We start from the raw sequence: 26,809 nt of genomic DNA, 5'->3' as shown, positions 1-26,809 counted from the left end.
ATCTTTTACTTTGAATGTTTTTATTAGCTTGTTTCGTATGGTGTTGTTATTGATGTTGATGATATTATTACTCCCCACATTCCTGATTCTGCGTGTCCTGCTATTCCACAAGCGAACCAATATATTCCTGCTGGTAGTGATGTAGAGCCTGAGGCTGATGCTCCACTTGATATTCCATTAGTTTCGTATGTTGATGATGTTGTTCCTACTGAGAATATTATTTTTCCATCTGCACCAATATTAGCATTGTTTGGAGTTGTTGTACTATTTTGTACTATGTTGAAGTTGTGCGGTATTGACTCTTGATTAGTATAAGTTACTATTACAGTCCATCCTGCAGGAATATAAATATGTAATTGACCACCTGAAGTACCATTAAAATTGAAAGGATTACCAGTAGAAAGACTAACAATATTCAAGAACACAGTATGATTACTAGCATCATAAGGTAAAGCAACAGCACCAGAAGGCAACTTACTAGTAGTAGTTGTTGTAGTAGAAGTCGTAGTAGTAGTAGTAGAAGTTGTAGTAGTTGTAACTACACTTATTGTTGTAGTTGACAATGTAGTTGTTGTAGGTAATGTGGTAGTTACTGGATGTCTAGTTGCTATATAATATCCAGCTACAGCTACAAGGATTATTGCTATTACTACTGCTACTACTATTGTGGTATTTGTTTGAGCCATTTCAAGATAAAAATAACGTTAATATTAGTTAATAAGATTTTTCATTATTAAAAGTATAAAAGTTTGTAAAAAAGATTTAACTAAATATAGTATAGAAAGCCGTGTAAAATATCATATAATATCTTTTGAATTTTTCTATATTTATAGAAAATTAGCACTCTATTCCTTATTAATATATTAGCTATATGTTCACAAATCTATAGCTAAGAATAGTATTTTATTTCTGAATATTAGATATAAACTAAATATAAATATTATTTAAGGATAAAAATTAAATATTCTTCAATTAACAAATTCTCCTAACTTTAATGTTCAAAAGAATGAAGAGCACCATAGTGCAGCATATAGGCATGCATAAACTGTGTTTTTAGACGCCATAAGGTTATCATAAACTTAAATCTATGCTAATCTTAGCATGAAGAATCCAGAATATATAAAATTTATAACTGGCTATGGTATGAAGAACGTTCTAGAAAAACTTATTATCAATAATAAAAATAATTAATCCATGCTAAAAAGGAGAAAAAAACTTGTAATCATTTTGATTCTCTTTATCATTTCTATTATATCCTATGTGGAAGACCTAGGTAAAACTATGCCTGAACTTCTTTACTTATCTGCTATTTCTGCTACCTCCTTTTGGTTAGCAATAGCTTTACTAATACCAGGAAAATTTTACAAGTCTATATTACCAGAGTCTAAGAAAAGTAAGGGGTATTGGATTTCTGGAATTACTTATCTTACATTTCACATCATAGCTTACGGAATCTTTTATACCCTAATTTTAGGATATATAGGATTTTTCCCATATTTTGCTTATGGAGTTGGAGCAACTATTACTCCTCCATTACCTTATTATGTATACTGGGAAACTACTAGTCCAGGGTTCTGGTTTTTTATTGGTCCTTACGAAAGTGACGGAACACCATTTGCTGTATTTATCGGAATTATTTTGGCTTTATTAATAGGTGCTAATATAGAAAAATTAGTAAAAATGTATAATATAATAAAAAGTACTAAAAAATTACCATTGGCAATTGTCTCCATTCCTACTATTGGAATAGTATCCGGTACTTCATGCTGCTTATCATTACCTACTATTCTAATTTACATGAGTGCTTTAGCAGTTGGAGCAGTCTATTCAGTGTTGGGTATTTTGGCTTCTCCAGTTTATTTTGCTTTAGCATACTATGGATTACCTATTGGCTCAGTTTTCTTACTTTACTATAATTTAAGAGATATGAACAGAGTAATTAGTAAATGCAAATACTTATCACCTAAATCCATTAATTCAAAATAATTTGACTTTACATAAATTACAGTAAATTCAGCATTCCTATTTTATGAAGGCTAAACGTAATTTCGTATTAATTTAATGTTATTCAAAAGATTGTATATAGTTAGTATCTCCCTAATGAATCAATTAAAATTTTAATCAGTTATTTCTCTTCAATGCCTAAATATTTGGAAATCATATTTTTTATTTCTTCTATCGAATATTCTCTATCATTTGCTATAGTAGTTATGTCGTTTCCTCTTATTAGTTGAACTCTACTTAAGAATAACTTATTTTGATCCTTTACCTGAATTCCATCAAGTAAGATATACGAATTTATTCCTACTGGAATGTATGCTACATTCCCATTTATTATTGCTTGTATCCCATTTTGCTCAAACATATTATGAATAATATCAATTTGATTAAATTCTGGTGGTACAAATGGTACGTATTTTATATGTGCTACTTTTATTCTCTTATCTCCTAGAACTTTCATACCTTGTGTCTTTACTCTAAGTATAAAATCATAATCCTCTGAAGTATACTCAGTATATCTAAAGTATAGCGGTATTTTAATTCTATTTACTAACGGATATTGAGAAACAGGAGTTAGTCTTTCTGTAGTCTTTAGAGGAATAAATACGAAACCTAATGAACTAACATTAACTGGATATACGTCCTTATCTAAAGGTGGCACATCACCTATATATCCAATAGGAGAAAAAAGAGGAGCTATTACTACGTCAGCAGAATATTTTTCAATATCTTCATTTAAATATTTTAAAATTTCAGATAATGACAATTGTGGAAGTACATCAGAATCAAACATTATCATGTCAAGCTTAGTCTGTTTCTGGTATTCTATGCATCTACTTCTGTTGATATCTACTCTATTACCATAATAGCTTACAAACTCTATCTTGTCTCTATCTTTCAACATCCAGGTTATCATAGGAGCCCAAAAAGAAGTTAGAGATAAATTCCCTGCTGGTATGCATATTAGTATCTTTTCTGAAATCATTAAATAAAAATATAATAGAGACGTTATTAAATCTAGTGTGACAACATAATTTTTCTGACAATTTATTTAATTTTATTTAATTTAAGCAAAAATATTATTTAGTATCAAAAAATTTTAATTTTCAAAATATAAACTATGAAAAATTATCTTATATAATTCATGGAAAGTTTAGAAGGTATAACTTTATTCTAAAATATGATACTTAAATATCGATGGAAGACTCAGTTTATTCCAAGTTCCAACCCAATATGAATCCAAATTTTAGGTAATTATACACATTATAATATTATTATTTCAATAGAAATACTAGAAAAAATATTATTTAAAAAATATAACTTCCTAAAGTAATGTTTAGTTAAAAATATATACTTGATTTTTTATAAAAAATAACGAGGATAAATGAGTAGAATAGGATTAGCCATATTAGTTCTTATATTTGCAGGTACCGCATTTATGATAGGTTTCTTAGCATATAATTTTGCTATAGTATATAATCCAGTACATTATCCAAAAGCAGCTCCACTTTTATCCAATATATCTATAACTTCTACAACTCATACAACTACTACTACGACAACTACCACACCAGGATTACCTTCTGGTGCTGTTGCTTTACCTTATGATGCTAGTAATCATACTGTGTTCTTGAATATTGTTAGTCTTTCTACTGGTAATCCTTTCAATTTTAATGGTACTTCAGGTGGTCAATTACATATTTATATTCCTGCAGGATGGACTGTAATAGTAACTTATACTAATCAAGAGTCAATACCGCACAACTTCAACATAGTACAAAATAGTACAACAACTCCAAACAATGCTAATATTGGTGCAGATGGAAAAATAATATTCTCAGTAGGAACAACATCATCAACATACGAAACTAATGGAATATCAAGTGGAGCATCAGCCTCAGGCTCTACATCACTACCAGCAGGAATATATTGGTTCGCTTGTGGAATAGCAGGACACGCAGAATCAGGAATGTGGGGAGTAATAATATCGTCAACATCAATAACAACACCATACGAAACAAGCTAATAAAAACATTCAAAGTAAAATTCTTCAGTCTAAAAAGAAATTAGAAAATCTTCTTTTTATATCTTTTATTATTCCGTTTTTATACCTTATAGTTTAAACACTGTATAGTTTTTTCTATTTTTTTGAAAATTAATAAAAGTTAATTTTATATAAATTTTAATTATGTATAACTATGCATATATACATATGCATATATATCTTTGCATCTATGTTTATCATGATTATTATGTCTGATAAAGGAGAAGGAAAAAAGAAGGAGCCGATTGATAGTAATAGAAGAGCTATTGTAGTAGGTGTAGCTGGAGCAATTGCTGGTATAGCTGCAGGAACTGTAATAGGAGGTAATTTATTTCCAAAGACTATAACGCATCAGATCACTGAAGTACAACCTGAAGTAAAAGAAGTTCAAGTACCTGTTACAAAAACTGTTACCCAGACTATTACCAAGGAAGTTCCAGAGGTATATCCAAAAGTCATGGTTGCAAACTATAATCAATTAACAGTTGGTAAGCCTGTTATTACTACATATATGAATTATCCTATAGTGGTAGTAAGAACGGGGAAGCCGTCAATGAACGGCGTAGGTCCTAATAATGATGTAGTTGCCTTTAGTAATGTTTGTGCTCACATGGGATATCAGCCATTACTCTATGATCCCACCACAGCATGTTTGGTATGCCCACAGCATTACTCTCAGTATGACCTAACTAGGAGTGGCATGCAAGTTATAGGCCATCCTAATCAGTATTTGGCCCAAGTCTATTTAGAGTATGACGAAAGTACTGGAAATATATATGCTATTGGTTTCAATAGATTAGTGTACGGTGCTTATAATAATGTATTACAAGGGGTGTCTTCGTCTAGCTCCTCTAGTTCATAAACATAATTTAATAAATATATTAATTAGAAGAAAAGAAGTATTATATAGTGTAAGGTTAGTGACACCTCTTAATAGCTAATCGTACATTTAATAAATTGTAAGAAAACTTTTTAAGTATTAATTACTTTTTTTAATTTATGAGATATCTCTATTATGTTATCCTTTGTTTAGCTGGATTATTCTTACTATACATTTCTCCAAATTCTGTTAATTACTTCCTTTACTCTATAGTTGGTAATTTGATTTTTTGGATTTCTTTAACAATTCTATTACTTAAGACTTTTCTGAAAGGGAGTTTTAGTTTAATATCCAAGAATGTTTCTAAGGTTACTTTGGGAATATTCTTCGGATATTTATCCGTGCATTACTTTGTATATAGTATAGCGCTAGAAAAAATTCTTACTGGAATTTATGGTAAGCTTTTCTTCGTTAATTCTGCTTTTGCGTCCTTTAGCTTTACTCCATTTTACCCAGCTGGATTTTATGCGACATTAGTGAATTTATTATTTAATCCAACTATTACTATTGGATTTCCTCCAAATTATTATATTGCTTTGTCTTTTTATGCTATTTTTATGGGTTTCATAATAGCTATATTAGTAACTGCAAACATATTAAGAGTATTGAGATTGTCAAAAATTATTACTAAAACAAAAGTTATTCTTTTAGCGCCTTTACTAGGTGTAATAGGAGGAGGTAGTTGTTGTATTTCCATTCCTATTCTATTAGCTACTGCTATTCCTACTGCTAATGTATTATTTTTTACATCCATAGGTAATAGCACTCTTTTCTTAGCTTATATTTTGCTTCCTCCCTTAACTGCGATAGGATTAAAGTTTAATTACGATGCATTAACTCCTAAGCCTCCTAAAGAACTTAGAATTAATAGCTTAAATATTAAGAAAAAATAAAATAATATTTATATGAAATTTTTTTATAATCTTTTTATTCTTAAAAAATTAAAAATAACTAAAATAAAAATATATAGCAAAGTTTTTAAAGCATTAATTAAGCAATTGTATTTAGTGGAAAGTATGAGTTCAACCTCTAGTTCGTCTTCGTCTACTGTATCTACTGGGCCAGCTAATAGTAAAGTTCCATTACCTCCAGTCACAGCAGAAAGATATTTTGCTACTTGCAGATTCTGTAACGTAGGATGCGGATATGATATTTTTGTATTTCCTACAGATCAAGTAGGAGGACCAGCAAAAGGACAAAATGCAATAGTTTATAACATGAACGATCAAGTTTTTAACAGAAATCTACAAAATTATCAAGCTGATTATACATCAGTTTTATCTCCATTGAGCGCATTAACTGGCACTCCTTGGATAGGAGAAGGAATGGTATCAAAGACAGTAAGATACAATCCAAACACGCAAGCTTGGGAATCAGTATATATATTAGAAATTCCTAGTCCTGAATGTCCAGTAAATCAAGGTAATTATTCTACCAGAGGAGGTAGAAATGCTCAAAGAAATTGGAGTCCATTCTCAGATAATGCAGCAGGATATGCAGTATATGAAAGTAGAATAAAAACTCCATTAATAAGATGGAATGGAAGTTTACAAAATATAGGATGGAGCTATGCTTTTGAGGCTGTTGGAAAAATATTAAAATATTATATGGATCACGAAACTGTTAATTATCCATCTCCAGTAGGTCCTGCAGCAGTTCAAGTTTTTGCTGTAAGAGCAGACCACGGAGGAGGACAAGGAGGAGGAGTTTTTAGTAATTTAATGCCGGGATTGCTTATTCACATGGGCTTAGCTACACCTTTTGTAAGATTCCATTATCAAGTAGCTTTCTCATTTACTCAAGACGCATTAGAAGAAGCTACTAACGGAAATGGAACAGATACTGCGAGTATGCTAGACATTAGTATTGCTGATACTCTAGTTTTATGGGGAATTAATGAATATGATACATCTACGGTTAATTTGATTCAGCATATATTTGATAATTTAACTGGAACGACACAATCAAGAAAAGCTCAATGGTTTGACTCAGGAGAACCAACTCCTCCAGCTAATGTAATAATAGTAGAAGCTAGACCATCAGAAACTGTCCACGCTACAGTAGCAAAAGCAGGACAAACCATTGAACAAGCAATGAATGGTCAGACAAGCAGCGGAACTCCAATAAATCCACAAAATGGTGGTCAAGTCCTATATGTACAAGTTAATGTGGGTACTGATGCTGAGTTGGCTAATGCTGTAGCTGCTTACATTTATTATACTTATCCAGACGTAGTCAATCACTTTATAAATATGTACCAATCTGCTTCAGCAAATGGTTTTACATTTAATTCTGATACTTATACTTACTATACTCAATATTTATCTTCGAAAACTTTAGATGAATGGTTATCTGAAGCATCACAGATAACAGGAGTCCCTCAAAATATAATACAACTTATGGGTGATTTAATAGCTCAACCTAAGACTAATAGTAGTGGCCAGTCATTCTATAGGAGAACTCTAATAGAGTTTGAAAAAGGAGTAATATGGTCCGGAAACTATACTCCAATATATGCAATAGCTAATTTAGGAATAATATCTGGAGCTTTATCTGGAAGACCTGGATGTGGTGTTTCTACTGGATTTGGACATCAGAGAGGAGCAGCATTTCCTTTACCTCCACCTCCACCTTGGGTCAGCAATTTAAGCCAAGGCAGGCAATTCTACATAGCAATGCATGAATATGTTCCGCAACAGCTTCAAGCACAAGGGATGACAGTAAATGGAACTAATATAGTTAATTATATAAAGAACTTCTATGCTAACTACACAAAAACTCTAGTTCCTCAGATATATCAACAGAATCCTGTAATAGATTACTTAATTCAAAGTGGATACGGAAAAGTGTTATGGGTATTTACTGCAAATGTATCTAAACAAACTATGAATGGAGGAGAGTTATATCAAGTAATACACAATAGGGCTACTTTACTACAAGAGTGTGTAGAAAATACTGCTAATTTAGGTATTCCATCTTCGTCCTCATCATTACCTACATCTTCTACATATAATGTGTCTGCAGTAAGTCAAGGAATACCTTCGTTCCCAAGTGCTTCTGATTATGCTACAGCCGTTATTAATTGTCTAAGTGGATCTAATGCTGTAAAAGGTGCAATGTTTGTAGCAGGTAATGACATAATACTTAGTCAAAACAGAGTATTTGAATATGCTGCGCACATACTATTACCTTCTGCATCTAATCATGGAGAAACTTATGAAATAAGATGGGATGGTCATGATAGAAGACTAAGATTAGACCAAGTATATCATTCCCCAGCAGGTATGTCAATGCCTGATGTGTGGATATATGGATTATTATCTTACTATATTTATCAATTATATCAAGAAGAAGGAAATGGAAATTCTCCACAAGCCCAAAGATTATATAACGCGTTCAATCAAGTCTGGACTTTATTGAAGAATAATATGACGCAGAATAGTGCTCCACTATCCCTATCTGAATTATCAGAGTTCTCAGAGAACTATTATGACTATAATTGGTTTAACATATATAATGGATTATGGAATTATTATGTCGCTAATGGTCCAAGTAACTTTAGCTCATGGCCTTATGGATATGTAGTTCCTCACTGGGCTCCTGGCTGGGCACAGATTGACTTAACAGATTTACAAATGGCTAGGACTATAGGTGTGCAATTACCAATCTTAGGTAAGACTACAAATTCAGATGGTAGTTTTACACTATGGGGTTTAGTAAATTATGCTGAACCAGCTATTGCTGGAAAGCTAAGGGCTGAAGCTGTAACTATTAATCCTAATCAAGCTGTTACCGTAGGAAATACTTCATTACCTCTTATAACTAGACAAGTTCAGTATATTTCTATAAATGACTTACAGTCGATGTTTGGATATTCTTGGAACGATCTGTTACCATATGTGATTAATGGATTTAATCCGTTCCCAACACCTTACGTAGGAATATTCGGATATGCAGTTCAGGAACAGCAGAAGTATAAGTACTGGGTAAATAATGGTAGGTGGAACATAATATTCCAGAGTGGATGGATTGATTATCAAATACCAGAGATTCGTAATAGAGTACCGTACGGAATAGTAATGATGAATTCTCAAGATGCAAGTAATGAGGGATTACAGAATGGTGATATTATAGAGATGTATAATGATTTTGGGTCTAATACTGGAGTAGTATGGATATCAAATACAGTACCACCTGGACAGTTATTTGTGGCAATGGCATTTGAGGTTAAGCCTGGAGCTAATCAGCTTACTACTCCAACTGTTGATCCAGTCACAGATAATCAGATGGTTAAATGGACGTGGGTAAATATTAAGAAAGTTGGAACGTTATCCCAAGAAGAAATGCAAAAGATAACATTTGCTCCAGTGCAATTCCACGTATCATCTAGTAGTTCTTATGGAGGAGGTTAAAAATACCAATTTTTTATTTATCTAATTTAATATTCTTTTTTTCTAATCTATTTTGAATCCTAATAAGTGCCATTTAAACTATATACAAATTTTAACTTATAATATATTTAAAGATTTTCTAAAAATAATCTTTAATTATGACTTGTCTTCATAAATAAAAACATATAGCAGTTTAAGAAAAAATAACGCTTTAGTTTAATTGTTTATATGATATGACTAAACATGTGCCTTTTTAAAATATAACTAAAAATATTTTAAGTGCGTAAGTTGATGAGAGAATTATATTATCTTCTATCGAATAAGATAATTAAGGGATTTAGTTAATTGCTAAACATAGTTTAAATGCATTCTAAGTGTAAAAATGATAGACTCTACTTAAGATTTTCGCAATCCAAAATTATTTTTCCTCATAATATGTTGTTCTAGCTTGTTCTCTAAGGAATGATAATAAGTAATAAGGCCCGCCAGCGTTCTTTCCTGTGTAGCCCGAGTCTTTCCATCCGCCGAATGGTTGTACTCCCGGCATTGCTCCCGTAGTTGATCCGTATATTCTGTTAGCATAAGTTACTCCTGCTTCTATATTTTCAAAGAAGTATTGTATTTCTTTTTCGTCTTCCGAAAATATTCCCGCTGTTAAACCGTAATCTACATCATTTGCCATTTTTATTGCTTCTTCCAGTTTTTTGAATTCCTTTGCTAGAACTATAGGTACGAAGAATTCAGTTTTCCATAATGGACTACTATAAGGTAAGTCGACTATGACAGTAGGCTCTACTAAATAGCTTTTTTCTTCCTCAATAACTTTCCCGCCTACTAAAATTTTTCCTCCTTCGCTTTGTATTTGTTTTAGATAATTTTTATATTTTTCTACAGCGTTTTTATTGATTACTGGGCCAAGAAATGTGTTTCTTTCTCTTGGATCTCCTATTTTGGTATTTTCTATTTTTTCCTTTAGTTTTATTAAAGCTTCATCATAAATAGATGATTGGATGAAGATTCTTGATGTGGCACTGCATTTTTGTCCTCCAAAACCGAATGCGCCTCTATAAGTTCCTTCTATTGCTTTTTGTAAGTCTGCTTTTTCTGTTATTATTGTAGCGTTTTTTCCTCCTAGTTCGAGTACTGCTGGTCTTGGTTTTTCATTTATAAATTTTTTTAAAAGTCTATGTCCGACCTCTTTTGATCCGGTGAATGCAAAGCCATCTATTGTTAAGTGTTTTTCTATTAATTCGCCTGATATTGTAACGTAATTTACGACTTCTGGTGGAAATCCAGCCTTTCGTAAAATGGAGACTAACATATAAGCTGAAATCGGAGTATCTGATGAAGGTTTTACAACAACAGTATTTCCTGTAAGCAAGGCTCCTAAAGTCATAGTAGTTGTTATTGCTAATGGAAAGTTAAATGGTGATATAATTAACCAGGTTCCATAAGGTCTCATTACTGAATACGCTTTTTCATTTTTTACTATTCTACTTTCCATTTCTCTGATGAATCCTCTATTGTCTTCTAATATTTTAGTGTAATATTCGAAGTAATCTATTGCTTCATCAACTTCTCCCATTGCCTCGTACCTATTTTTCCCGTTTTCATAGGTAATTATTGCTCCAAGTTCAAATTTTCTTCTTCTAATTTCATTTACTGCTTTATGAGCTAACTCTACTCTATCTATCCAATCTGAATTTTTCCAGTAACTAAAGGCTTCTTTTGCTATTTTAATTGCTTCATCTAGTTTGTTCCCGTCATCTTTTTGAAATATTCCTAACGTAATCGATGTGTCTATTGGTGTTTTAACTGTAAATTTGGAATTTAATTTAATTTGATCTTTACCTATAAGAATTGGATATTCTTTACCTAATTCTACGCTTTTTAACGCTTTTTCAAATTCTCTATGAAATTCTTCTTCTTTATTTTCTTCAACGTAATTTTGGTACGTTTTTTCATTTATGAATGCCATAATAATAATGTAGCATTAGAGGTTTAAATATTTTCACTTGTACATATTTCACACTATTGATTAAAAGATAGAGTAAAATTGTATAAAATATGCTTGAATACTTCGTGTATTTTTGAAAACTTAACGTAAGCTTACGGATAATTCTTATAAGGAGAGGAATGTAAATTTCTAAATACCTACAACTAATACTTTAAAGTTATTATAGCATCAATTAATAAGGGACTTATAGGCGCTTTTCAAATTATATACTGAATATACTACAAATAAAAATATCAGTTTTTATTAACTGTGTTTAAAGCTACCTGTACTCTGTTTAGAAAATATGTTGTTATGTTCTAACGAATAAGAGATGTCAATTAACTTTTTGTAAATTTTTATTTGTTTCTTAATTAGATATTGAGTTTTTAAAAATAAAATAATTTTAAAAGTTTATATAGACTTATAAAGAAGATTTTTTTCCTTGAAGCATCCTTCTAGTGCTAACTTTACTTTATTATCTTTAAAACCATAGCAGGAGATGTCAATTATCTTTTCTTTTCTAACATCAAAAAGAATTTTACAATTTGACTTGAAATTAGTAGATTTAAGATTAATCTCTATAATAGGGCCAAACTCATAATTTATTGAGTAAACTATTCTAACGTTATCTACTTCGATACAAAATTCTCCGGTTTTCATACATTTAACGTTACCACAATTAAATAAATCCTCAACCTTCATTTTCAATCACCACAGTAATTTCATTATTACATGAAAGTTTCTTATTCTTAAACAATGGGAAAACTTTTTTCTCGACTTCACCTGCAATACATTTTATATACATTGAATATTCTTCAGGTATTTCTAAAATCTCGTAATAGAATAACTTACCTTCTAAAAAAGGAGGGACTTTATAAGACCCTAATTGACTATCTGAAGAAATGAAATCAACGTAAAGCGCTCTCCCTCCATTACTCTTGATTATTAAAACTAAATTCTTTTTGTAAGCTAATTCTGCTGTTATTTTAGAGGGAAAAATATCTTTGCCTTTTAGCTTCAATTTAAATAACATGAGAATTCCCTTAGCCAAACATTTCTTTTTGTAGTTTAGCGTAAAGGAATAAGTCAGCTATTTGAATAATGCATAATGCTATTATGCTTATCATAAAGATTAATACATAAGATGGTGGTCTAAAGGCTAGCCAGTAACCTGCATAAATTACTATTGCCAAAGCAGACTTAGAAATTCCATAATATTCTGCATATTTTAGACTCATGGTTATCATAGCTAAAATTATGCTGTTGAATAAAGCAGATATTAAAGGAACAGACACTAATATACTTCTTAAGGCTATATTACTTATAGGAAGTGATACATATTCTAAAAGGGTATAAAGCGAGACTGAAAGTATAATATTTAAGGAATATAATACAGAAGATAGCACAAGCACAGTTTTATTTAGGGATTTAACGTCCATTTCTAATCCCTACATATATATAAGAAATAATTAATTATTAAGTCTTTCTATATAATCTTTTCTAATACAAGTATCAAAATATATGAATGTATATATATGTACATAAATATAGATAGCTTTAAAAGATTGTATGTTAATATTTACATAGTGAGAAAAAAATGAAAATAACGCAAATTTGTACATGTTCAATACTTACATTAGTTGGATTAGTTCTATTAATAACAGGAATAATAGGAGGAATCTCATACTTCAAATACTCGCCTGATGCTCCTATTTATCTAGGAATATTATTGCTGAGCGTTTCTGCAGTATCGTGGAGTATTAACACATCAAAACCAAAAGAAATGTAGATTTAATAAGGCAATATTTTAATATTCTTTTTTATAAGAGTAAATGTAGATTGTGGATTATCTGAAAATTGAGGTTATTCTCTTTATTAGGATCATTCATAGAATTATCGTCTAGTTTTCAAATGAGACACACAGTAGAGTAAATGCTTAACTTTATTGATAGATTCAAAAATAATATAAAATTGGAAAGTATATACAGTATCTAATAGTAAAACAAAGTTAAAAAGTCTGAAGAAGTCCTCTTTTTAGAGAAAAGTCTTTAAGAATGTACAAAAAGATGTATATTGAACCTATCATGTAGGATAAATAATAAAAAAATTCTTAAACTTTAAAAAGCTTTAATTAATATATGAAAAAAATATATTTCATTATACCGATAATCCTTTTAATTATTGGATTGATTCCTCTAATTATGCATGTGCATCTTTCCGCGTATAATAGTTCTGAAGTATGCGTAGTTAGTAACGCAAAAGTAGGATATTCTTATATTCCTCTAGAATACGAGTTTCACATTAATGCATCGGAATACATAAATATTACAGTTAAGGAAATAGGAAATGAAGTCACTGCAATCTGTTATATAAGTCAAGGAGGAACAACTATACCAGGATTCAACGTTACAGTTATAGCTAATGGGAATAGGGATTATGGATCTTCTATCCCTTTAGGAGTAAACAATCTTACATTACTACTCACTGGATATACATTACAAAATACTACAGCTGATATACACCTGGAAAATGGACAAATTCTAGAGTTAGATCTTTAATCTTTGAATATAAATTCAATTGTAATTTTATATATTAAGATAATGCGAATATATATTCTCCTGATTTTTATTATTCCTACTATATGACATTACAAATTTTATGTTATCATTTTTTGACCGAAAATATAGGGTTTATTCCAACTAGTATAAATAATTCTTGACTTTGATTAGTAATATTTTATAAGTAATAGAATAAGTTAATACGAATTATACTCAAATAATAGTCGACGGAAATTAGCGCTTTACTTTAATTATTCCAATTATGTATGAGTAACGAATATCTTTTAAGCTATTTAAAGTGTGTAAGTTAATCAGAGAATTAAGTTATTAACGTAATATAATTAAATGGAATTCTCATTAACTTTTACTAAATTATGCATTAAGATAAAAATGTATCTAACGAAGCTAAAAATTATGCTAAATAATTTAAATGGCTTTCGATCTTCAATCAAAAATTATTCTTTCTGGATGAGCATATATATTAAATTTATTCTGTCTTATGAATCCTATTAGAGTAGTACCCGTAATCTTACATAGTTCTATCGATGAAGTGGTAGGTGCTGAAATTGCTGATATGATAGGAATTTTACCTATTATAGCTTTTTCTACTATCTCGTACCCTGCCCTTCCACTTACTTGTAGGATGTATAATGATCCATCTAATTTTTTAGATATCATTTTTCCAATTAATTTGTCTACTGCATTGTGTCTTCCTACGTCCTCTTTTATATCTATTAAATTCCCTTCTCTATCAAATAATGCAGCAGCATGGAGTCCTCCTGTTTCTTGAAAAAGCTTCTGTTTTTTAATCATCTTTTCAGGTAAAGATAGAATAAGTGATGCATTTATTTTGAAATTTGTATTTTTATTTTCTAGAATTTTTAACATAGTAGGATTTCCACATATACCACAACTAGAGTTTACTAAGATTTCTCTTTCAAATTTCACAGGTTTTGCTATTTTTACGTGAACTTCATTTTCGTTAACTTCTAAAGAAACTATGTCCTCAATTCCGGATATTATTCCTTGAGTAAAAAGAAATCCTAAAGCTAATTCTTCATCATCTCCTGGAGTTCTCATAATATAAATTGTATTAGTGTTAAACTCTCCTTGTATTGTCAATTTAAGTGGTGATTCTATTACAACATCTTCTTCCGATGAAATAGCTTCGTTATCTTCATATTTTATGCTTTTAATTTTTTGACTCATTGTTAACCCTTTATGCTTTCACCTAATTTTTTCATGATTGTTAAGAAATAAGATATGCCTGCTAGAACGTCCGGATCTTTAAGCATTAATATTACCTCTGTTAATGATTTTGCTTTTTTTACTTCATCAGGATTTATTTTATTTACCACTGATAGTAATAAAGATGCATTTTTCATTACGTTTTGATTATTCTTTAACCACTCCGCGAATTCTAGGATTATATCTTCTCTGTTTCTTAGCATAGAATTTATAATATCTAATATTCCTGTCTCTTTCAATTCCTTTAGTAAATCTAAAACTTCATCTATTTCTACTTCACTCATTGATCTATCACCTTCATGTAGTCTTTTCTTTTCCATTTATCTTCTACTTTAACGCCTATTTGTGGAGTTCTTTCTGCATATCTTGGATTCCATCTAGGTAAAGGAGGTTCACATGTAGTGCATGATTCTATTTTTTCTACTCTTACTGGAGTTTCTTTATATGCTGGAGTTCTAGCAGTAGGATCTTTATTATCTAATGTTAACCAGTTAATGTTCATATCTTTATCATCATGAATACTTAGGAATACCTTATTTCCTGAGACTCTATTTGAGACTAGAACTTTTGTCTTTATTCTTCCTGATCTTGACTCTATAATTACTTCATCTCCAGTTTTTAATCCTTTCTTTTCAGCTAACTCTGGAGACATTTCTAAGAATGTCTGCGGTACTTTATACTTTATTCCTTCTGTTTTTCCAGTCATTCTCATCCAGTGGAAGTGCTCTAACATTCTTCCGTTTATTAGATATAAATCGTAATTTTCGTCAAGATTTTGAGGTTCAATAACCTTAGTTGGATAGAATCTAGCTTTTCCATCTGGGAATGGAAAACTATCCTTATATAAGTAAGGAGAATCTGTTCCGTCTTTTTTAACTGGCCATTGTAAGCTCTTAAATCCTTCTAATCTATCATAAGTAACTCCTTCAAATATCGGTGCCAGTGAGGAAATTTCCTTCATAATCTCTGAAGGATGAGAATAATTCCAATTATAACCCATTGCTCTAGCTATCATCTGTATAATTTCCCAATCGCTTTTACTTTCTCCTAGCGGTTCCATAACTTTATATAATCTTTGTATTCTCCTTTCAGTATTGACGTAAGTTCCTTCTTTTTCTAAAGGAGCTGACGCTGGTAATATCACATCAGCATATTTAGCAGTTTCAGTCATAAACATATCTTGAACAACTAAGAAATCTAATTTAGTAAAAGCATCTCTAGTTTTAGTTTGATCGGCATCAGCTAATACTTTATCTTCACCCATTATGTACATAGCGTGAATTCTTCCGTCTAATATCGCATCTACCATATCTGTACTTGATATTCCTGGTTTCTTTGGTAATTCACAATTCCAGGCTTCTTCAAATTTCTTTCTTACTTTTTCGTCGGAAAGAGACTGATACCCAGGTAAGAAATTATATAAAGCTCCTACGTCTCCTGCTCCTTGAACATTAGCGTGCCCTCTTAATGGAAATGCACCACAGCATGGTTTTCCATAATTACCAGTAAGTAAAAGTAAATTGGAAATTGCTGTGGAAGTTTCGCTTCCATCTTGATGCTGAGTTATTCCCATTGCCCAGGCAATTGATACTCCTTTACTTTCATGAATCCATTTAGCAATGGTTATGATTTTTTCCTTGTCCACTCCTGTAACTTTTTCTACGTAGTCCAACGTAAATGGTTCAAGACTCTTTTTGTAGTCATCGAAACCTACTGTTCTGTCTCTGATGAAGTTCTTATCTTCCCAATTATTATCTATAATGAATTTTGCTATCCCATTGATCAGAATGATATCAGTTCCAACATTAGGTGTAATAAATAAGTCAGCTCTTTCAGCCATTTCGTGTTTTCGTACGTCTATTACAACTAGTTTTTTATTGTAAAGCTTATGCCATCTTTTAATTTTACCGGCTATTACAGGATGTGCTTCTGCAGTATTAGTACCTATTAATATTACTAGGTCAGCGCAAGCCAAATCTTCTGCAGATCCACTGTCAGCTCCATATCCAACGGTTCTTATTAAACCAGTAGTAGCTGGAGATTGGCAGTACCTGGCACAGTTGTCTATATTATTTGTGCCTATTACTTGTCTTGCGAATTTTTGAGCTAAGTATGCTTCTTCATTTGTTGAAGTACACGATGCTATAATTCCTATTGAATCTGGGCCATATTTTTCTTTTATCTGCGTTAATTTGGATGCTACTAGCTTTATTGCTTCTTCCCAGGTAGCTTCTCTAAAATGGTCTCCTTCTTTAATTAATGGTTTGGTTATTCTGTCTTTACTGTTTACGTAATTTTGTCCGAATTTTCCTTTTATGCAGGTTGCAATTCCATTTGCTGGAGACTCTGGTTTAGGTTCTACTTTTAAAATTTCTCTCTCATTTCTAGTCCATATTTCATATGAACATCCTACTCCACAGAATGGACAAACAGTTTTAGTCTTTTTAATTAATGATTTTCTAAGTGTTTTATCAATATCACTTATTAGCATAAATGGAGCGAAGTTTTTCTCTCCAGCTTTTGCTGCTTCAATTAGCTTTTCTTTTACTTCTGGATTTATTCCGGTAAAGTATCCTGCTTTACCTAGCAAAGTTTTTTCCATTAATGCATTTACAGGACAAACAGTAACGCACGTACCACAGGATACGCATGAAGAGTAATCTATAGGCTTTCCATTACTCCATACTACTCTAGGAGGATTTAATGACCAATCTATTTTTATAACTTCGTTAACTACTATATCTTGGCAAGCTTCTACGCATCTTCCGCATAATATACATTGTTTAGGATCGTAAACATAAAATGGGTTAGAATCATCTACATCGTAAGGTTTAGGTAAAAATTTTTGGGAATAAATTCCGAGTTTGCTTACTGCTTCATGTAATTCACAATCTACGTTGTTGTCGCATAAAGTACAATATAGATCATGGTTTCTAAGTATTACATTGAATGCTTTTTCTCTAGCTTCTTTTACTCGTTCACTTTCAGTATTTATTATTGCATTTTCTTGAATTTTAGTTTCACATGCTCTAACAATTTTTCCATTATACTCAACAACACATGTATCGCATGTCCTTATTGGACCTAAATATGAATTATAACAAACGTGAGGTATATATATTCCATGACTCTGTAGAAATTGTAGAATAGTCTGTCCTTCTTGAGCTTTGTATTCTACACCATTAACCTTTAGCGTTATCATGTGTTAATAGATAACTTTGTTACTATAAAAATGTTTCTTTACTTAAAATTAAGGAAATTATATTATTAATATCTAGAATAAAATAAAAATGATTTTATTTTCTTTTCTTTCTATTACTTCTGCTTAATTTATATAAAAATACTTAAAAATTTGTTTGAATATAAAAGTAATAGATAGTTTTTTTAAACATGATTTTCAATAGTTAAAGTAATAGATAGTTTCCAAAGTTTTTATTTTATCAATATAATCAACTTATCACATAATAAATGAATAATAGTCTAGATAGCTTTATAATCATTAATAATTTATCTATTTTCTTGAAGAAATATGACTCTACCACTAGTACCGTTAGCTGTAGGATTTTTTGGTTTAGGAACAGGATATTTTGTATATGGAGGATGGGAAGTAAGTAATTATCCAAATAATTCTGAAGCATTAAATAAGTCATTAGGCCAATGGGGTATATGGATGCCTGGTTTTATGCAATTTATAACTGGTATTTTACTATGGATGTATATAGCATTTTATCATATTACTGAAGCAAATTCTATATATATGGCTGCGTTGGCTTTCACTGCATATGGAGTACATTGGTTTGCTATGGGATTAAATAAGCACTACGGTGGAGATACTAGAGTTGATGGATATATGGCTGTGGCATTTCTATGGATATCAATTATAGGTGCACTCATATTCTATAAAACAAGTAATACACCCGTAGGGATATTATTCACTTTACTAGCGCTGGTTTATGTTTCAGATATTCCAGCTAGTCTATTAGCGTCTAAGCGCTGGACTAGAGTTAAAGGAGCTTTTCACTTAATCACTGGAGTATGGCTAATGTACCTAACATTCGCTGCAGCTACTACATTTGCATTAGGATGGTCTCTTCCATTATAAATACTTTAATTTAATAATAAAAAGTTATTTATATTTACTTTTTTCTTCTCTTATATCCTTTAAAATATATGAAATAATGATAATTGAAAGCATTACTCCAAGGTTTATTATTAATGCTTCTTTTGGAAATCCTATCAGAAGTGAAATTAAAAGGATAATAGTAACTATTACTGACCAAGGATAAAAAGGAGTTTTGTAGCTTCCTATAATTCCTTTTCTTCTAAAATGAAAGATTGCTAACGAACTAATTAAAAATGAAAATAGTAAACCGAAATTACTTATCGAAGCTACTACGAACACGCTTCCAGAAAATAAAGAGACTATTGCTATTGCCGATGAAATTATAATTGCATTAGGAGCTACATCCTTATTTTGATCATATTTTATTAAAAAAGAAGGAAAATTCATATCTTTTCCTATTTGATATAAAGTTCTACCAGAAAGGAGGATCATAGCTAAACTAGCTGAAGTAGTAGCTATCATTCCTCCAGCATCAATCAGATAGTATAACCACGAAGGAGCGTGAACATAAGATAAGGCAAAAGATAATGGATCTGCATTAATTACGAATTTACTAGCCGGAACCAGAAATAGCATTGACAATGCTACTAGAACGTAAAAAATTATGCTAATTACTACTGAAAGAATTACCGCTTTAGCAGCTTTGTTTACTCCTCCTTTTACTTTATCTGCAAATGACGTAATTACTTGAAAGCCAGTGTAAGCAAAGAATATTGATATTCCGGAAGAAAAGAATGGAACTACTCCTATTTGTGATGGTTTAGATTCAAAATGAGAAAATGAAAATATTCTTAATGATAGAATTATTGCAGATATTATAAAAACTGACAAAACTGATAATTTTATTATAACTAGATAGAAATCTGCTTCAGCTGCCTTTTGAATTCCAAGAATATTAAGTATAGTAAGAATAATTATTAGAATTACTGAGAAAATAATTGAGAAACCTTTACTTATTCCTAAAACAGAAGTGATGTAAGCTCCGAATCCGTCAGCTATAGCACCTATTGAAGTAGCAAAGCTAAAATAAACCATAATACCAGTTAAAAATCCTAGTTCATGCCCAAAAGCTTCATATGCATAAGAATACGTAGTGCCTTTAGCGTGTGGAAATATGGTAGACAGTTCTCCCAATTGCATAGAAATTAAAAGACTTAATATTCCTATTACGATGAACGCAAATAGAGATAAAGATCCAGCTAAAGCTATTGCTGTGCCACTAAGTACAAATATTCCTGCTCCTATTATAGCTCCTAAACCTATAGCTATTGCTTGTCCAAAGCTTACTTCTCCTTCGCTGGCCATAGGATTTAAAAGAATAAATAATAAAAAAAGTCTTTCTAGCAAAATTTCATTTTTTATATGTTATTCAATAGGAGGTATAAGCAAAATGCTTATGAATATCTTAATTTAATTTTTAAATATCCAGAAATTAGTAAGATGAATGATAAAACTGATAATATTCCAAGATTAAAATAAACTAAATCTAAAATGTAGTCCGATAATACTATTGACGCTAATATTGATTCCTTAGAATCTAAAAAGGAATAAATGCCTACTATTCCGAAAGAGAATGACAATGCTGAAAATATTGATTGAACAACAAAAAAGTTTAATGGTAAATTTTCTAAATAATTGTAAAATAAGATAGGTATAAGAAATAGGAAAATGCCAAAAAGTAGGATGGAAGTAAATTTAGAAAAATAAACGGTTTTTATACCAATTAATCTCATTAACTCATCTAATTCTTTTCTGGGAAATTGTGATAAGCTAAAGTAACTTAAAATTTCTAATCCTATTATTGATGATACAATTATTCCTATGGAATAAATTTTATTTTCTTGGTATATTCTAGAGTATCCGAAGTAACTTTCCTTAGGATATACTGAACTGTTAGAAGTAACTTCAAATATTCCTTGTCTAGAATATTTTTCTCCATTTATAGAGATCGTATTTTTTGGATATACAGCTATTACTGATTTATGGTAAACAGTAACGATTGAAAGAGTCTTTGAAATGTAGTATCCAAGTATTTTATTTGATGCATATGCAAAAGTACTATTATATTTATCTAATGTAATTTTTTCTGTATAAAATAAATGTCTTATCAATAAAGTAATGTTTTCGCTTGTGAGAAAAGTACTATTAAGTAGGATTGTAAAATTCCCATTATCATTTGTTAATGTAAATATTCTACTGGAATTTACGATTATATTGATCTGTGTTTTTACTCCTTTTCCGTAATAATTAAAAATGAAACCAGATATTTGTATTCCAGTTTTATTGTATTTTACTATTCCGATTACGTTAAATGGTTGGTTAAGAGATGAAAGGAAGACTGGTATGCTCAAGAGAATTAATAAGATTAGAAGAAATAAGATCGCATTTTTCTTAATCTCTAAGATAATATCTGAGAATAGCATCATCTGGATCTACCAACGTTTCTTCTCCTTTTATTTGATCAATTTTTTCATTTCTTTTTAGCCAAATTTCGATATAATCTCCTTCCATATCATAATCATGATTTTTAAGATTAGAGGAGAAATATTTTTTATCAATTTTTATTATCTTGTAAAGTAATTCTTCTTTATTTCTTGAGTATACTATTTTTCCTTTATTTAAAATTATGACTTTTGAAATCAGATCCCATATTTTTCTTAGGCTATGGCTAGTTACTATGATGCCTCCTTCAAAATTTAGAAAAAATTTTTTTAAATATTCGTCGTCATTGATTTCGTCTATAAGCAAATATTCCGGAGAGAAGTTTAATGATAATGCTAGAAATATCCTCTTCTTTTCGTTTAAACTTAAATTTTTTATCTTACTTTTAGGATTTATTCCTAATTCTTCCAAAAAATGTTCATTTCCTTCAATATATTTTACAAGATCTCTGGGTGTTAATGATAAATTTAAAAGAGGAACTTGAGGAACATAAGCTATCTTTTTTCTATTGAGAGTTTTTTCTCCTTCGATTATTACTTTACCTTTACTAGGTCTAGTTTTCCCTGATAAAATATCTAGAAGCATTGTTTTTCCAGAATTATGTAATCCTACTAATCCGATTTTGTCACCTTTTTCTATATTTAGGTTTATATCTTGTAAAATTAAGTTGTCTTTAATCTCCTTATAAACATTAATAGCTTTCAGCATTCAAGTTGAATTAAGGAAATAATACTTAAAAACATTATGAATACATTATACTACGTAATACTTAATAGATATAAGGGGAAATTTTTCTTGATGGTTATTGAAGCTGATAGGCTCACGAAAAGGTACGGAGATTTTGAGGCATTGCACTCCCTTTCTTTCAAAATAGAGAAAAGAAGTATAACGGCAATAGTAGGGCCTAATGGGGCAGGAAAATCTACTTTGTTGAAAATTATTGCTGGATTGATTAATAGAACTTCAGGTCATTTAACGGTTTTAGGAGAAGATCCTTGGAAGAGCCAAGATTTGCCTAAAGAATTATCTGTAATTTTGGATAGACCTTATTTGCCTCTATATTTAACTGTAGAAGATGTGATTAGAGAAGTTATTTCAGAATTTAATACTTCTTACTCTGATGTTATTAATATTTTAGACATTCTTAATCTTTCAATTTTCTTAAAGAACAAGGTGAAAGAACTATCTACTGGAACTAGGCAGAAGTTACAGATAGCATTCTCTTTATTAAAAAATCCAGAAATTATTGTAGCTGATGAACCTACAGCAACTCTAGATGTTGCATCTAGGTTTGAAGTTTATAATACACTTTTAAGATTAAGAGAAAAACAAGGCGTTACTGTACTTATATCTTCTCATATAGCGTCAGAGTTACTTACAATATCTACTCATTTATTAGCTATAAATAATGGTATAATCAGATATAATAATGAGATATCAAAGCTGATAAGGAAAGATTTACTAGAGGAATTTTATATTGTTGTAGATAACATAGGTAAGGCTTTGGATTGTTTAAAATCGTTTAAGACAGAAGTTTTAGGAAATCAAATTAAAGTAAGAGGAGATATAAGGAAAATAGTATCAATTTTAACTGAAAATAATGTAAAAATTTTCTATTTAAGAAATTCTATTTTAGATAAGAGTATTCTAGGTGAAATTGGTTGGGGTTAATGAGTCTTCTTTTTAAGCATAGACTTGGTGACTATGGACTAACTTCTATTTTAGAATTTAGTGCTATTCTAGGAATAGCTTCCGCATTATCATATAATTTAGCTTATCCTAGTACAAGATCTATTAATGGATATGGCGAATCATTTCTATTTAATGTAATAATATATTTTATTACAATAATATTATCTTTAATCGCATTAAAAAACATATCTTTAGGTACTGGGCAAGATATTTTTGATGAAACTATAATAACGTTTATGCAATTAAAAGGCAGGAAAAAGCTATTTTTCTATATTTATTTTGTAGATGTTCTGCTACTTGGAATATCTTTCATTCTAGTTACAGAGCTAATATTCTATTTAGGATCGTTTAATTTTGGAGTAATATGGATATTTAAATTCTTAGATGTATATTTATTAGTATGTAATTTATATTTATTTGTCACCTTATTAATTAAGAAACCATTCAGAAGCTTTCTTGTAAATATTTTCGTAGCTTTCGTTTTTATTGGTTTCTATATAGAAAATATTATAAACTATAGCATATTTGCATTATTTCTATTTATTTTGTTTATATCTGATTATGAGATCTTTCAGAGGTTATCAGTATGAGGTATGGAATACCATTAATATCATTAGGGATCTTAATCTTAATTTTAGGAGCTATACCATTACCTTTTCACACTACTATCACTGTATCTAGAAATTTTACTCTACCACCCTGGATAACCTCAGTTACTATAACTGTAAATTCGGGAAACTTTACAATATATACACCTAATTCTGAAATACAAGCATCAAAAGGATATTCTGGATTTTTTACATCACCTTTTTCCATACAAGGAGAAGGCAATGTAACAATTACTGGAGATAATATAAAACTATTCTATTCTAATACATATAAATATGTTAGCTTTTTTATTATTATAGTTGGAATAGAAATAGAAATAGCTCAGATTATATATAATAGAATAAAGAAAAAGAAATTAAATGTATTAAAGAGAGATAAATTATAAATTTCCTTTGTATTATAACATTATTCATCTAATGATATTAATTTAATGTCCAACAATATGGTACAAAAATATTTATTATTAAAAGAATCATCCTATCATATGAAAGCAGTTTTAATACGACCTATTAATCCTAATGGAAGCGCATATCTAAGGAGTTTTGGATTTTTACCATCACCATTAGGATTAATACAATTAGCAGGTGATATTAGAGCTGTTAACGAAAATAATGAAATAAAAATAATAGATATGGAAGCTGATGAAACAGATATTTCAAAAGTAATTAATGAAACTGTAAATTTTCATCCAGATTTAGTAGGCATAACTTTGCACGCTACTGCAGCTCATAATGTAGCTATAAATATAGCAAAGGAAGTAAAAGAGCAATCTCCTGATACTGTATTAGTAGCAGGAGGTCATCACGCAACTTTTGTACCAGAGGAAATGGTAAGAAATTATTTTGATGTGGTAGTCATGGGCGAAGGAGATGAAACTATAATGGATCTATCCAAAGCTATAGAAAATCATGAAGACTTCAAAAATATTAAAGGAATTGTATATAAGGATAAGGAAAATATAATAAGAAGAACCCATCCTAGACCTTTAATACTAAATCTAGATGAACTTCCTATGCCTGCATACGATCTAGTAGATAGAGAAAAATATCCATTTGACGTTTTTGGCAATAGCCATGCAGTAGCGTGCATAGAAACATCTAGAGGATGTCCATACGCGTGCGAATTCTGTTCAGTAACTCCAACTTGGGGAAATACATGGAGAAGCAAATCGAACAAGAGAATAATTAAAGAATTACGTGAACTAAAAAAACTTGGATATGACTGGATATTCTTTACTGATGATATCTTTATTGTATATCCAAATATTAAACAAAGAATGGAATTATTCGACGATATGATAAATGAAAATCTAAATTTTAATTTCATATCACAAATGAGAGTAGATATAACAGCTAAAAAACCAGAAGTAATAAAGAAAGCTTCTGATGCAGGACTAAGTATAGCATTTCTAGGAGTTGAATCTGGTGATGACGATACGTTAAAGAGCATGCATAAAGGTACTGTAACTTCACTAGCTGAAAAAGCTGTTAAAATTCTACATGAAAACGGTGTAGTAATATTAATTGGATTGATTCTAGGATCACCATACGATACTCTCAAAAAAATGTGGAAAACTGTAAAATTTGCATATAGATTATCAGATTTTGGAGCAGATAGTGTACAATTTAGCATATATACCCCTTTACCTGGAACAAGATCCTTTATAAGAGCATTGAAGGAAAATAAAATATTTACATTAAATTGGGATTATTATGATCTTTTATTACCCGTAATGAAGATAAAAACAAATCCTGTTTTGGTACAATTTTTACAATATTACGGAAATTATACTTTCTACGTAAGAAAATGGATTAAAAGTAAAATATATAGGCAAAAAATTCCTGAAAAGAAATTAAAATTACTCAGAGAAGCTGAAAAATATTTTATAAACAAAATTCCGCATTATACAAAAGAAATAGTAATAGGAATGCCAAAGAATCTATTAAGAACTTGGAAACTCTATAGAGAGGATAAAGAAGATCTAAGTAAAGAAAAAATAGAAGAATTAATTAATTCTTCTCAAATAATAGTTTACGACGAAACAAACGCAGTTAAAAAGAATAGATATTTTATGGCTAATGATTAGTCGAGCAAAGTATCCATCCATTTTTCACCCCATTTCCTTAAATCATCGAAGACAGGCTTCAAGTCTTTTCCTTTTTCTGTAAGACTATAACTTACTTTAAATGGTCTAGTACTGATAATATTCCTTTGAATAATTTTCTTTTCTTCTAAATATTTTAATGTACTAGCTAAAGTTTTAGAACTTAACTTTGTCAATCTAAGCAATTCATTAAATCCTTTATCTCCATCAAAAAGATATCTTAAAACTAAGAGCCTAGCTTCTGTGCCTACAGCATTTATTGCTTCTACTATTGGACAAATTACTTGTTCATCTTTATTCTGAGCCATACCATATATATTAAGAAATAAGCTTATATACTTTACTTTTTACATCTGCTTTACTTTATGAAATTATTAGTGCTTAAAAAGACATTTCAAATTATTTTTGTTTAATACTTTCTTCATATTGCTTTTTCTCTCTTTCTATAGCATCTAAAGCTTCCTTTAAATCTTTCTCTATTACTGAAAGAACTTCTAGTTTAACTTGCAGTGGTAGATTTTCTATTAGCTTTTCAATAGATTCATCAGATACTTTTGACCTACTTTTCCAAAACATCGATTTTTTCTGCTCTCCTATTATGCTCCTTATTTGTTGCGGAGATAAATATTTTAACGCTTCACTGTAAATTTGTCTTCTTAAATCGTTGCTAATATAAAACGTATAACGCTTCATACTTATAATATATTCTTATTGAAATTTA

The 26,809-nt window shown here is 30.2% G+C and carries 26 protein-coding genes; 12 read left to right on the top strand and 14 right to left on the bottom strand.

Translation table 11 applies throughout. The features are described 5' to 3' along the window. Positions 1–23 precede the first annotated feature (23 nt). Positions 24–686 carry a sulfocyanin gene (locus B6F84_RS04030; protein ID WP_148691042.1) on the bottom strand — a complete coding sequence of 221 codons (663 nt, stop codon included), beginning with the start codon at positions 684–686 and terminating at the stop codon, positions 24–26. Between the two features lie 508 nt (positions 687–1,194). On the opposite strand from B6F84_RS04030, the gene B6F84_RS04025 reads away from it, so the two are divergent. Beyond that, the gene (locus B6F84_RS04025; RefSeq protein WP_148691041.1) at positions 1,195–1,986 is read left to right on the top strand and encodes a hypothetical protein; all 792 of its coding nucleotides are present in this window, start codon (positions 1,195–1,197) and stop codon (positions 1,984–1,986) included. Positions 1,987–2,125: 139 nt separating this feature from the next. On the opposite strand, the gene B6F84_RS04020 is transcribed toward B6F84_RS04025, so the two are convergent. Then, complete coding sequence (locus B6F84_RS04020) at positions 2,126–2,986, bottom strand: hypothetical protein (RefSeq protein ID WP_148691040.1); 861 nt, start codon at positions 2,984–2,986, stop codon at positions 2,126–2,128. A 399-nt stretch (positions 2,987–3,385) separates the two neighbouring features. Between B6F84_RS04020 and B6F84_RS04015 the strand changes: the two genes are divergently transcribed. The 4 genes from B6F84_RS04015 (at position 3,386) to B6F84_RS04000 (ending at position 9,337) form a co-directional block, all read left to right on the top strand. Further along, positions 3,386–4,027: a sulfocyanin gene (locus B6F84_RS04015; protein WP_148691039.1), complete on the top strand. Its 642-nt coding sequence runs from the start codon at positions 3,386–3,388 to the stop codon at positions 4,025–4,027. Positions 4,028–4,244: 217 nt separating this feature from the next. Then, positions 4,245–4,907, top strand: coding sequence for an arsenate reductase (azurin) small subunit (locus B6F84_RS04010; protein ID WP_148691038.1), 663 nt, complete (start codon positions 4,245–4,247; stop codon positions 4,905–4,907). 137 nt (positions 4,908–5,044) lie between these two features. Next, positions 5,045–5,818, top strand: a complete 774-nt coding sequence (locus tag B6F84_RS04005; RefSeq protein ID WP_148691037.1) for a hypothetical protein — start codon at positions 5,045–5,047, stop codon at positions 5,816–5,818. Between the two features lie 123 nt (positions 5,819–5,941). After that, positions 5,942–9,337 carry a molybdopterin dinucleotide binding domain-containing protein gene (locus B6F84_RS04000; RefSeq protein ID WP_148691036.1) on the top strand — a complete coding sequence of 1,132 codons (3,396 nt, stop codon included), beginning with the start codon at positions 5,942–5,944 and terminating at the stop codon, positions 9,335–9,337. A 397-nt stretch (positions 9,338–9,734) separates the two neighbouring features. Here B6F84_RS04000 and B6F84_RS03995 read toward each other — a convergent pair whose 3' ends face one another. The 4 genes from B6F84_RS03995 to B6F84_RS03980 all read right to left on the bottom strand — a co-directional run bounded on the left by B6F84_RS03995 (position 9,735) and on the right by B6F84_RS03980 (position 12,751). Next, positions 9,735–11,294, bottom strand: a complete 1,560-nt coding sequence (locus tag B6F84_RS03995) for an aldehyde dehydrogenase family protein (RefSeq protein WP_148691035.1) — start codon at positions 11,292–11,294, stop codon at positions 9,735–9,737. A gap of 429 nt (positions 11,295–11,723) precedes the next feature. Next, positions 11,724–12,014, bottom strand: a complete 291-nt coding sequence (locus B6F84_RS03990; RefSeq protein ID WP_148691034.1) for a hypothetical protein — start codon at positions 12,012–12,014, stop codon at positions 11,724–11,726. Further along, a complete protein-coding gene (locus B6F84_RS03985; RefSeq protein WP_148691033.1) occupies positions 12,004–12,345 on the bottom strand; it encodes a hypothetical protein in 342 nt (113 codons plus the stop codon). The genes B6F84_RS03990 and B6F84_RS03985 overlap by 11 nt, the downstream gene beginning before the upstream one ends. A 10-nt stretch (positions 12,346–12,355) precedes the next feature. Next, entirely contained in the window at positions 12,356–12,751 is a 396-nt protein-coding gene (locus tag B6F84_RS03980; protein WP_148691032.1) for a hypothetical protein, read from the bottom strand. Positions 12,752–12,909: 158 nt separating this feature from the next. Between B6F84_RS03980 and B6F84_RS03975 the strand changes: the two genes are divergently transcribed. Together B6F84_RS03975 and B6F84_RS03970 are read left to right on the top strand one after the other, a co-directional pair. After that, the gene (locus B6F84_RS03975) at positions 12,910–13,101 is read left to right on the top strand and encodes a hypothetical protein (protein ID WP_148691031.1); all 192 of its coding nucleotides are present in this window, start codon (positions 12,910–12,912) and stop codon (positions 13,099–13,101) included. Positions 13,102–13,450: 349 nt separating this feature from the next. Beyond that, the gene (locus B6F84_RS03970) at positions 13,451–13,870 is read left to right on the top strand and encodes a hypothetical protein (RefSeq protein WP_148691030.1); all 420 of its coding nucleotides are present in this window, start codon (positions 13,451–13,453) and stop codon (positions 13,868–13,870) included. Positions 13,871–14,314: 444 nt separating this feature from the next. Here B6F84_RS03970 and fdhD read toward each other — a convergent pair whose 3' ends face one another. Genes fdhD through fdhF form a run of 3 tightly spaced genes read right to left on the bottom strand, consistent with a single transcriptional unit; the run spans position 14,315 to position 18,320 of the window. Further along, on the bottom strand, positions 14,315–15,079 hold the full coding sequence (fdhD, locus tag B6F84_RS03965) for a formate dehydrogenase accessory sulfurtransferase FdhD (protein WP_148691029.1): 765 nt from the start codon (positions 15,077–15,079) through the stop codon (positions 14,315–14,317). A gap of 2 nt (positions 15,080–15,081) precedes the next feature. Beyond that, on the bottom strand, positions 15,082–15,402 hold the full coding sequence (locus tag B6F84_RS03960; protein WP_187152746.1) for a helical membrane plugin domain-containing protein: 321 nt from the start codon (positions 15,400–15,402) through the stop codon (positions 15,082–15,084). Further along, positions 15,399–18,320, bottom strand: a complete 2,922-nt coding sequence (gene fdhF / locus B6F84_RS03955) for a formate dehydrogenase subunit alpha (RefSeq protein WP_148691027.1) — start codon at positions 18,318–18,320, stop codon at positions 15,399–15,401. Before fdhF ends, B6F84_RS03960 begins: the two co-directional genes overlap by 4 nt. Positions 18,321–18,647: 327 nt before the next feature. On the opposite strand from fdhF, the gene B6F84_RS03950 reads away from it, so the two are divergent. After that, positions 18,648–19,220: a hypothetical protein gene (locus tag B6F84_RS03950; RefSeq protein ID WP_148691026.1), complete on the top strand. Its 573-nt coding sequence runs from the start codon at positions 18,648–18,650 to the stop codon at positions 19,218–19,220. A 24-nt stretch (positions 19,221–19,244) separates the two neighbouring features. Here the strand turns inward: B6F84_RS03950 and B6F84_RS03945 are convergent, their stop codons facing one another. From B6F84_RS03945 to B6F84_RS03935, 3 genes are all read right to left on the bottom strand, one after another. Beyond that, positions 19,245–20,546, bottom strand: a complete 1,302-nt coding sequence (locus B6F84_RS03945; protein WP_148691025.1) for an APC family permease — start codon at positions 20,544–20,546, stop codon at positions 19,245–19,247. Positions 20,547–20,635: 89 nt separating this feature from the next. Beyond that, the gene (locus B6F84_RS03940; RefSeq protein ID WP_148691024.1) at positions 20,636–21,667 is read right to left on the bottom strand and encodes a hypothetical protein; all 1,032 of its coding nucleotides are present in this window, start codon (positions 21,665–21,667) and stop codon (positions 20,636–20,638) included. Beyond that, positions 21,633–22,391 (bottom strand): ATP-binding cassette domain-containing protein, encoded by a 759-nt coding sequence (locus tag B6F84_RS03935; RefSeq protein ID WP_148691023.1) that lies wholly within the window; start codon positions 22,389–22,391, stop codon positions 21,633–21,635. Before B6F84_RS03935 ends, B6F84_RS03940 begins: the two co-directional genes overlap by 35 nt. Before the next feature lie 87 nt (positions 22,392–22,478). Between B6F84_RS03935 and B6F84_RS03930 the strand changes: the two genes are divergently transcribed. The 4 genes from B6F84_RS03930 to B6F84_RS03915 all read left to right on the top strand — a co-directional run bounded on the left by B6F84_RS03930 (position 22,479) and on the right by B6F84_RS03915 (position 26,070). Continuing rightward, positions 22,479–23,354 carry an ABC transporter ATP-binding protein gene (locus B6F84_RS03930; protein WP_148692831.1) on the top strand — a complete coding sequence of 292 codons (876 nt, stop codon included), beginning with the start codon at positions 22,479–22,481 and terminating at the stop codon, positions 23,352–23,354. Continuing rightward, positions 23,345–23,965 carry a hypothetical protein gene (locus B6F84_RS03925; protein ID WP_148691022.1) on the top strand — a complete coding sequence of 207 codons (621 nt, stop codon included), beginning with the start codon at positions 23,345–23,347 and terminating at the stop codon, positions 23,963–23,965. The genes B6F84_RS03930 and B6F84_RS03925 overlap by 10 nt, the downstream gene beginning before the upstream one ends. Next, entirely contained in the window at positions 23,962–24,369 is a 408-nt protein-coding gene (locus B6F84_RS03920) for a hypothetical protein (protein ID WP_148691021.1), read from the top strand. The genes B6F84_RS03925 and B6F84_RS03920 overlap by 4 nt, the downstream gene beginning before the upstream one ends. A 99-nt stretch (positions 24,370–24,468) precedes the next feature. Continuing rightward, complete coding sequence (locus B6F84_RS03915) at positions 24,469–26,070, top strand: B12-binding domain-containing radical SAM protein (protein WP_148691020.1); 1,602 nt, start codon at positions 24,469–24,471, stop codon at positions 26,068–26,070. On the opposite strand, the gene B6F84_RS03910 is transcribed toward B6F84_RS03915, so the two are convergent. Beyond that, entirely contained in the window at positions 26,067–26,396 is a 330-nt protein-coding gene (locus tag B6F84_RS03910) for a winged helix-turn-helix transcriptional regulator (RefSeq protein WP_148691019.1), read from the bottom strand. The genes B6F84_RS03915 and B6F84_RS03910 overlap by 4 nt on opposite strands. A 91-nt stretch (positions 26,397–26,487) precedes the next feature. Further along, positions 26,488–26,781, bottom strand: a complete 294-nt coding sequence (locus tag B6F84_RS03905; RefSeq protein WP_148691018.1) for a hypothetical protein — start codon at positions 26,779–26,781, stop codon at positions 26,488–26,490. Positions 26,782–26,809: the final 28 nt, after the last annotated feature.

This window comes from Acidianus manzaensis, assembly GCF_002116695.1.
In the GTDB taxonomy this organism is placed as follows: Archaea; Thermoproteota; Thermoprotei_A; order Sulfolobales; family Sulfolobaceae; genus Acidianus; species Acidianus manzaensis.
The sequence above is the reverse complement of the archived record's forward strand: the minus strand, read 5'-3'. Positions and strand labels throughout refer to the sequence as shown.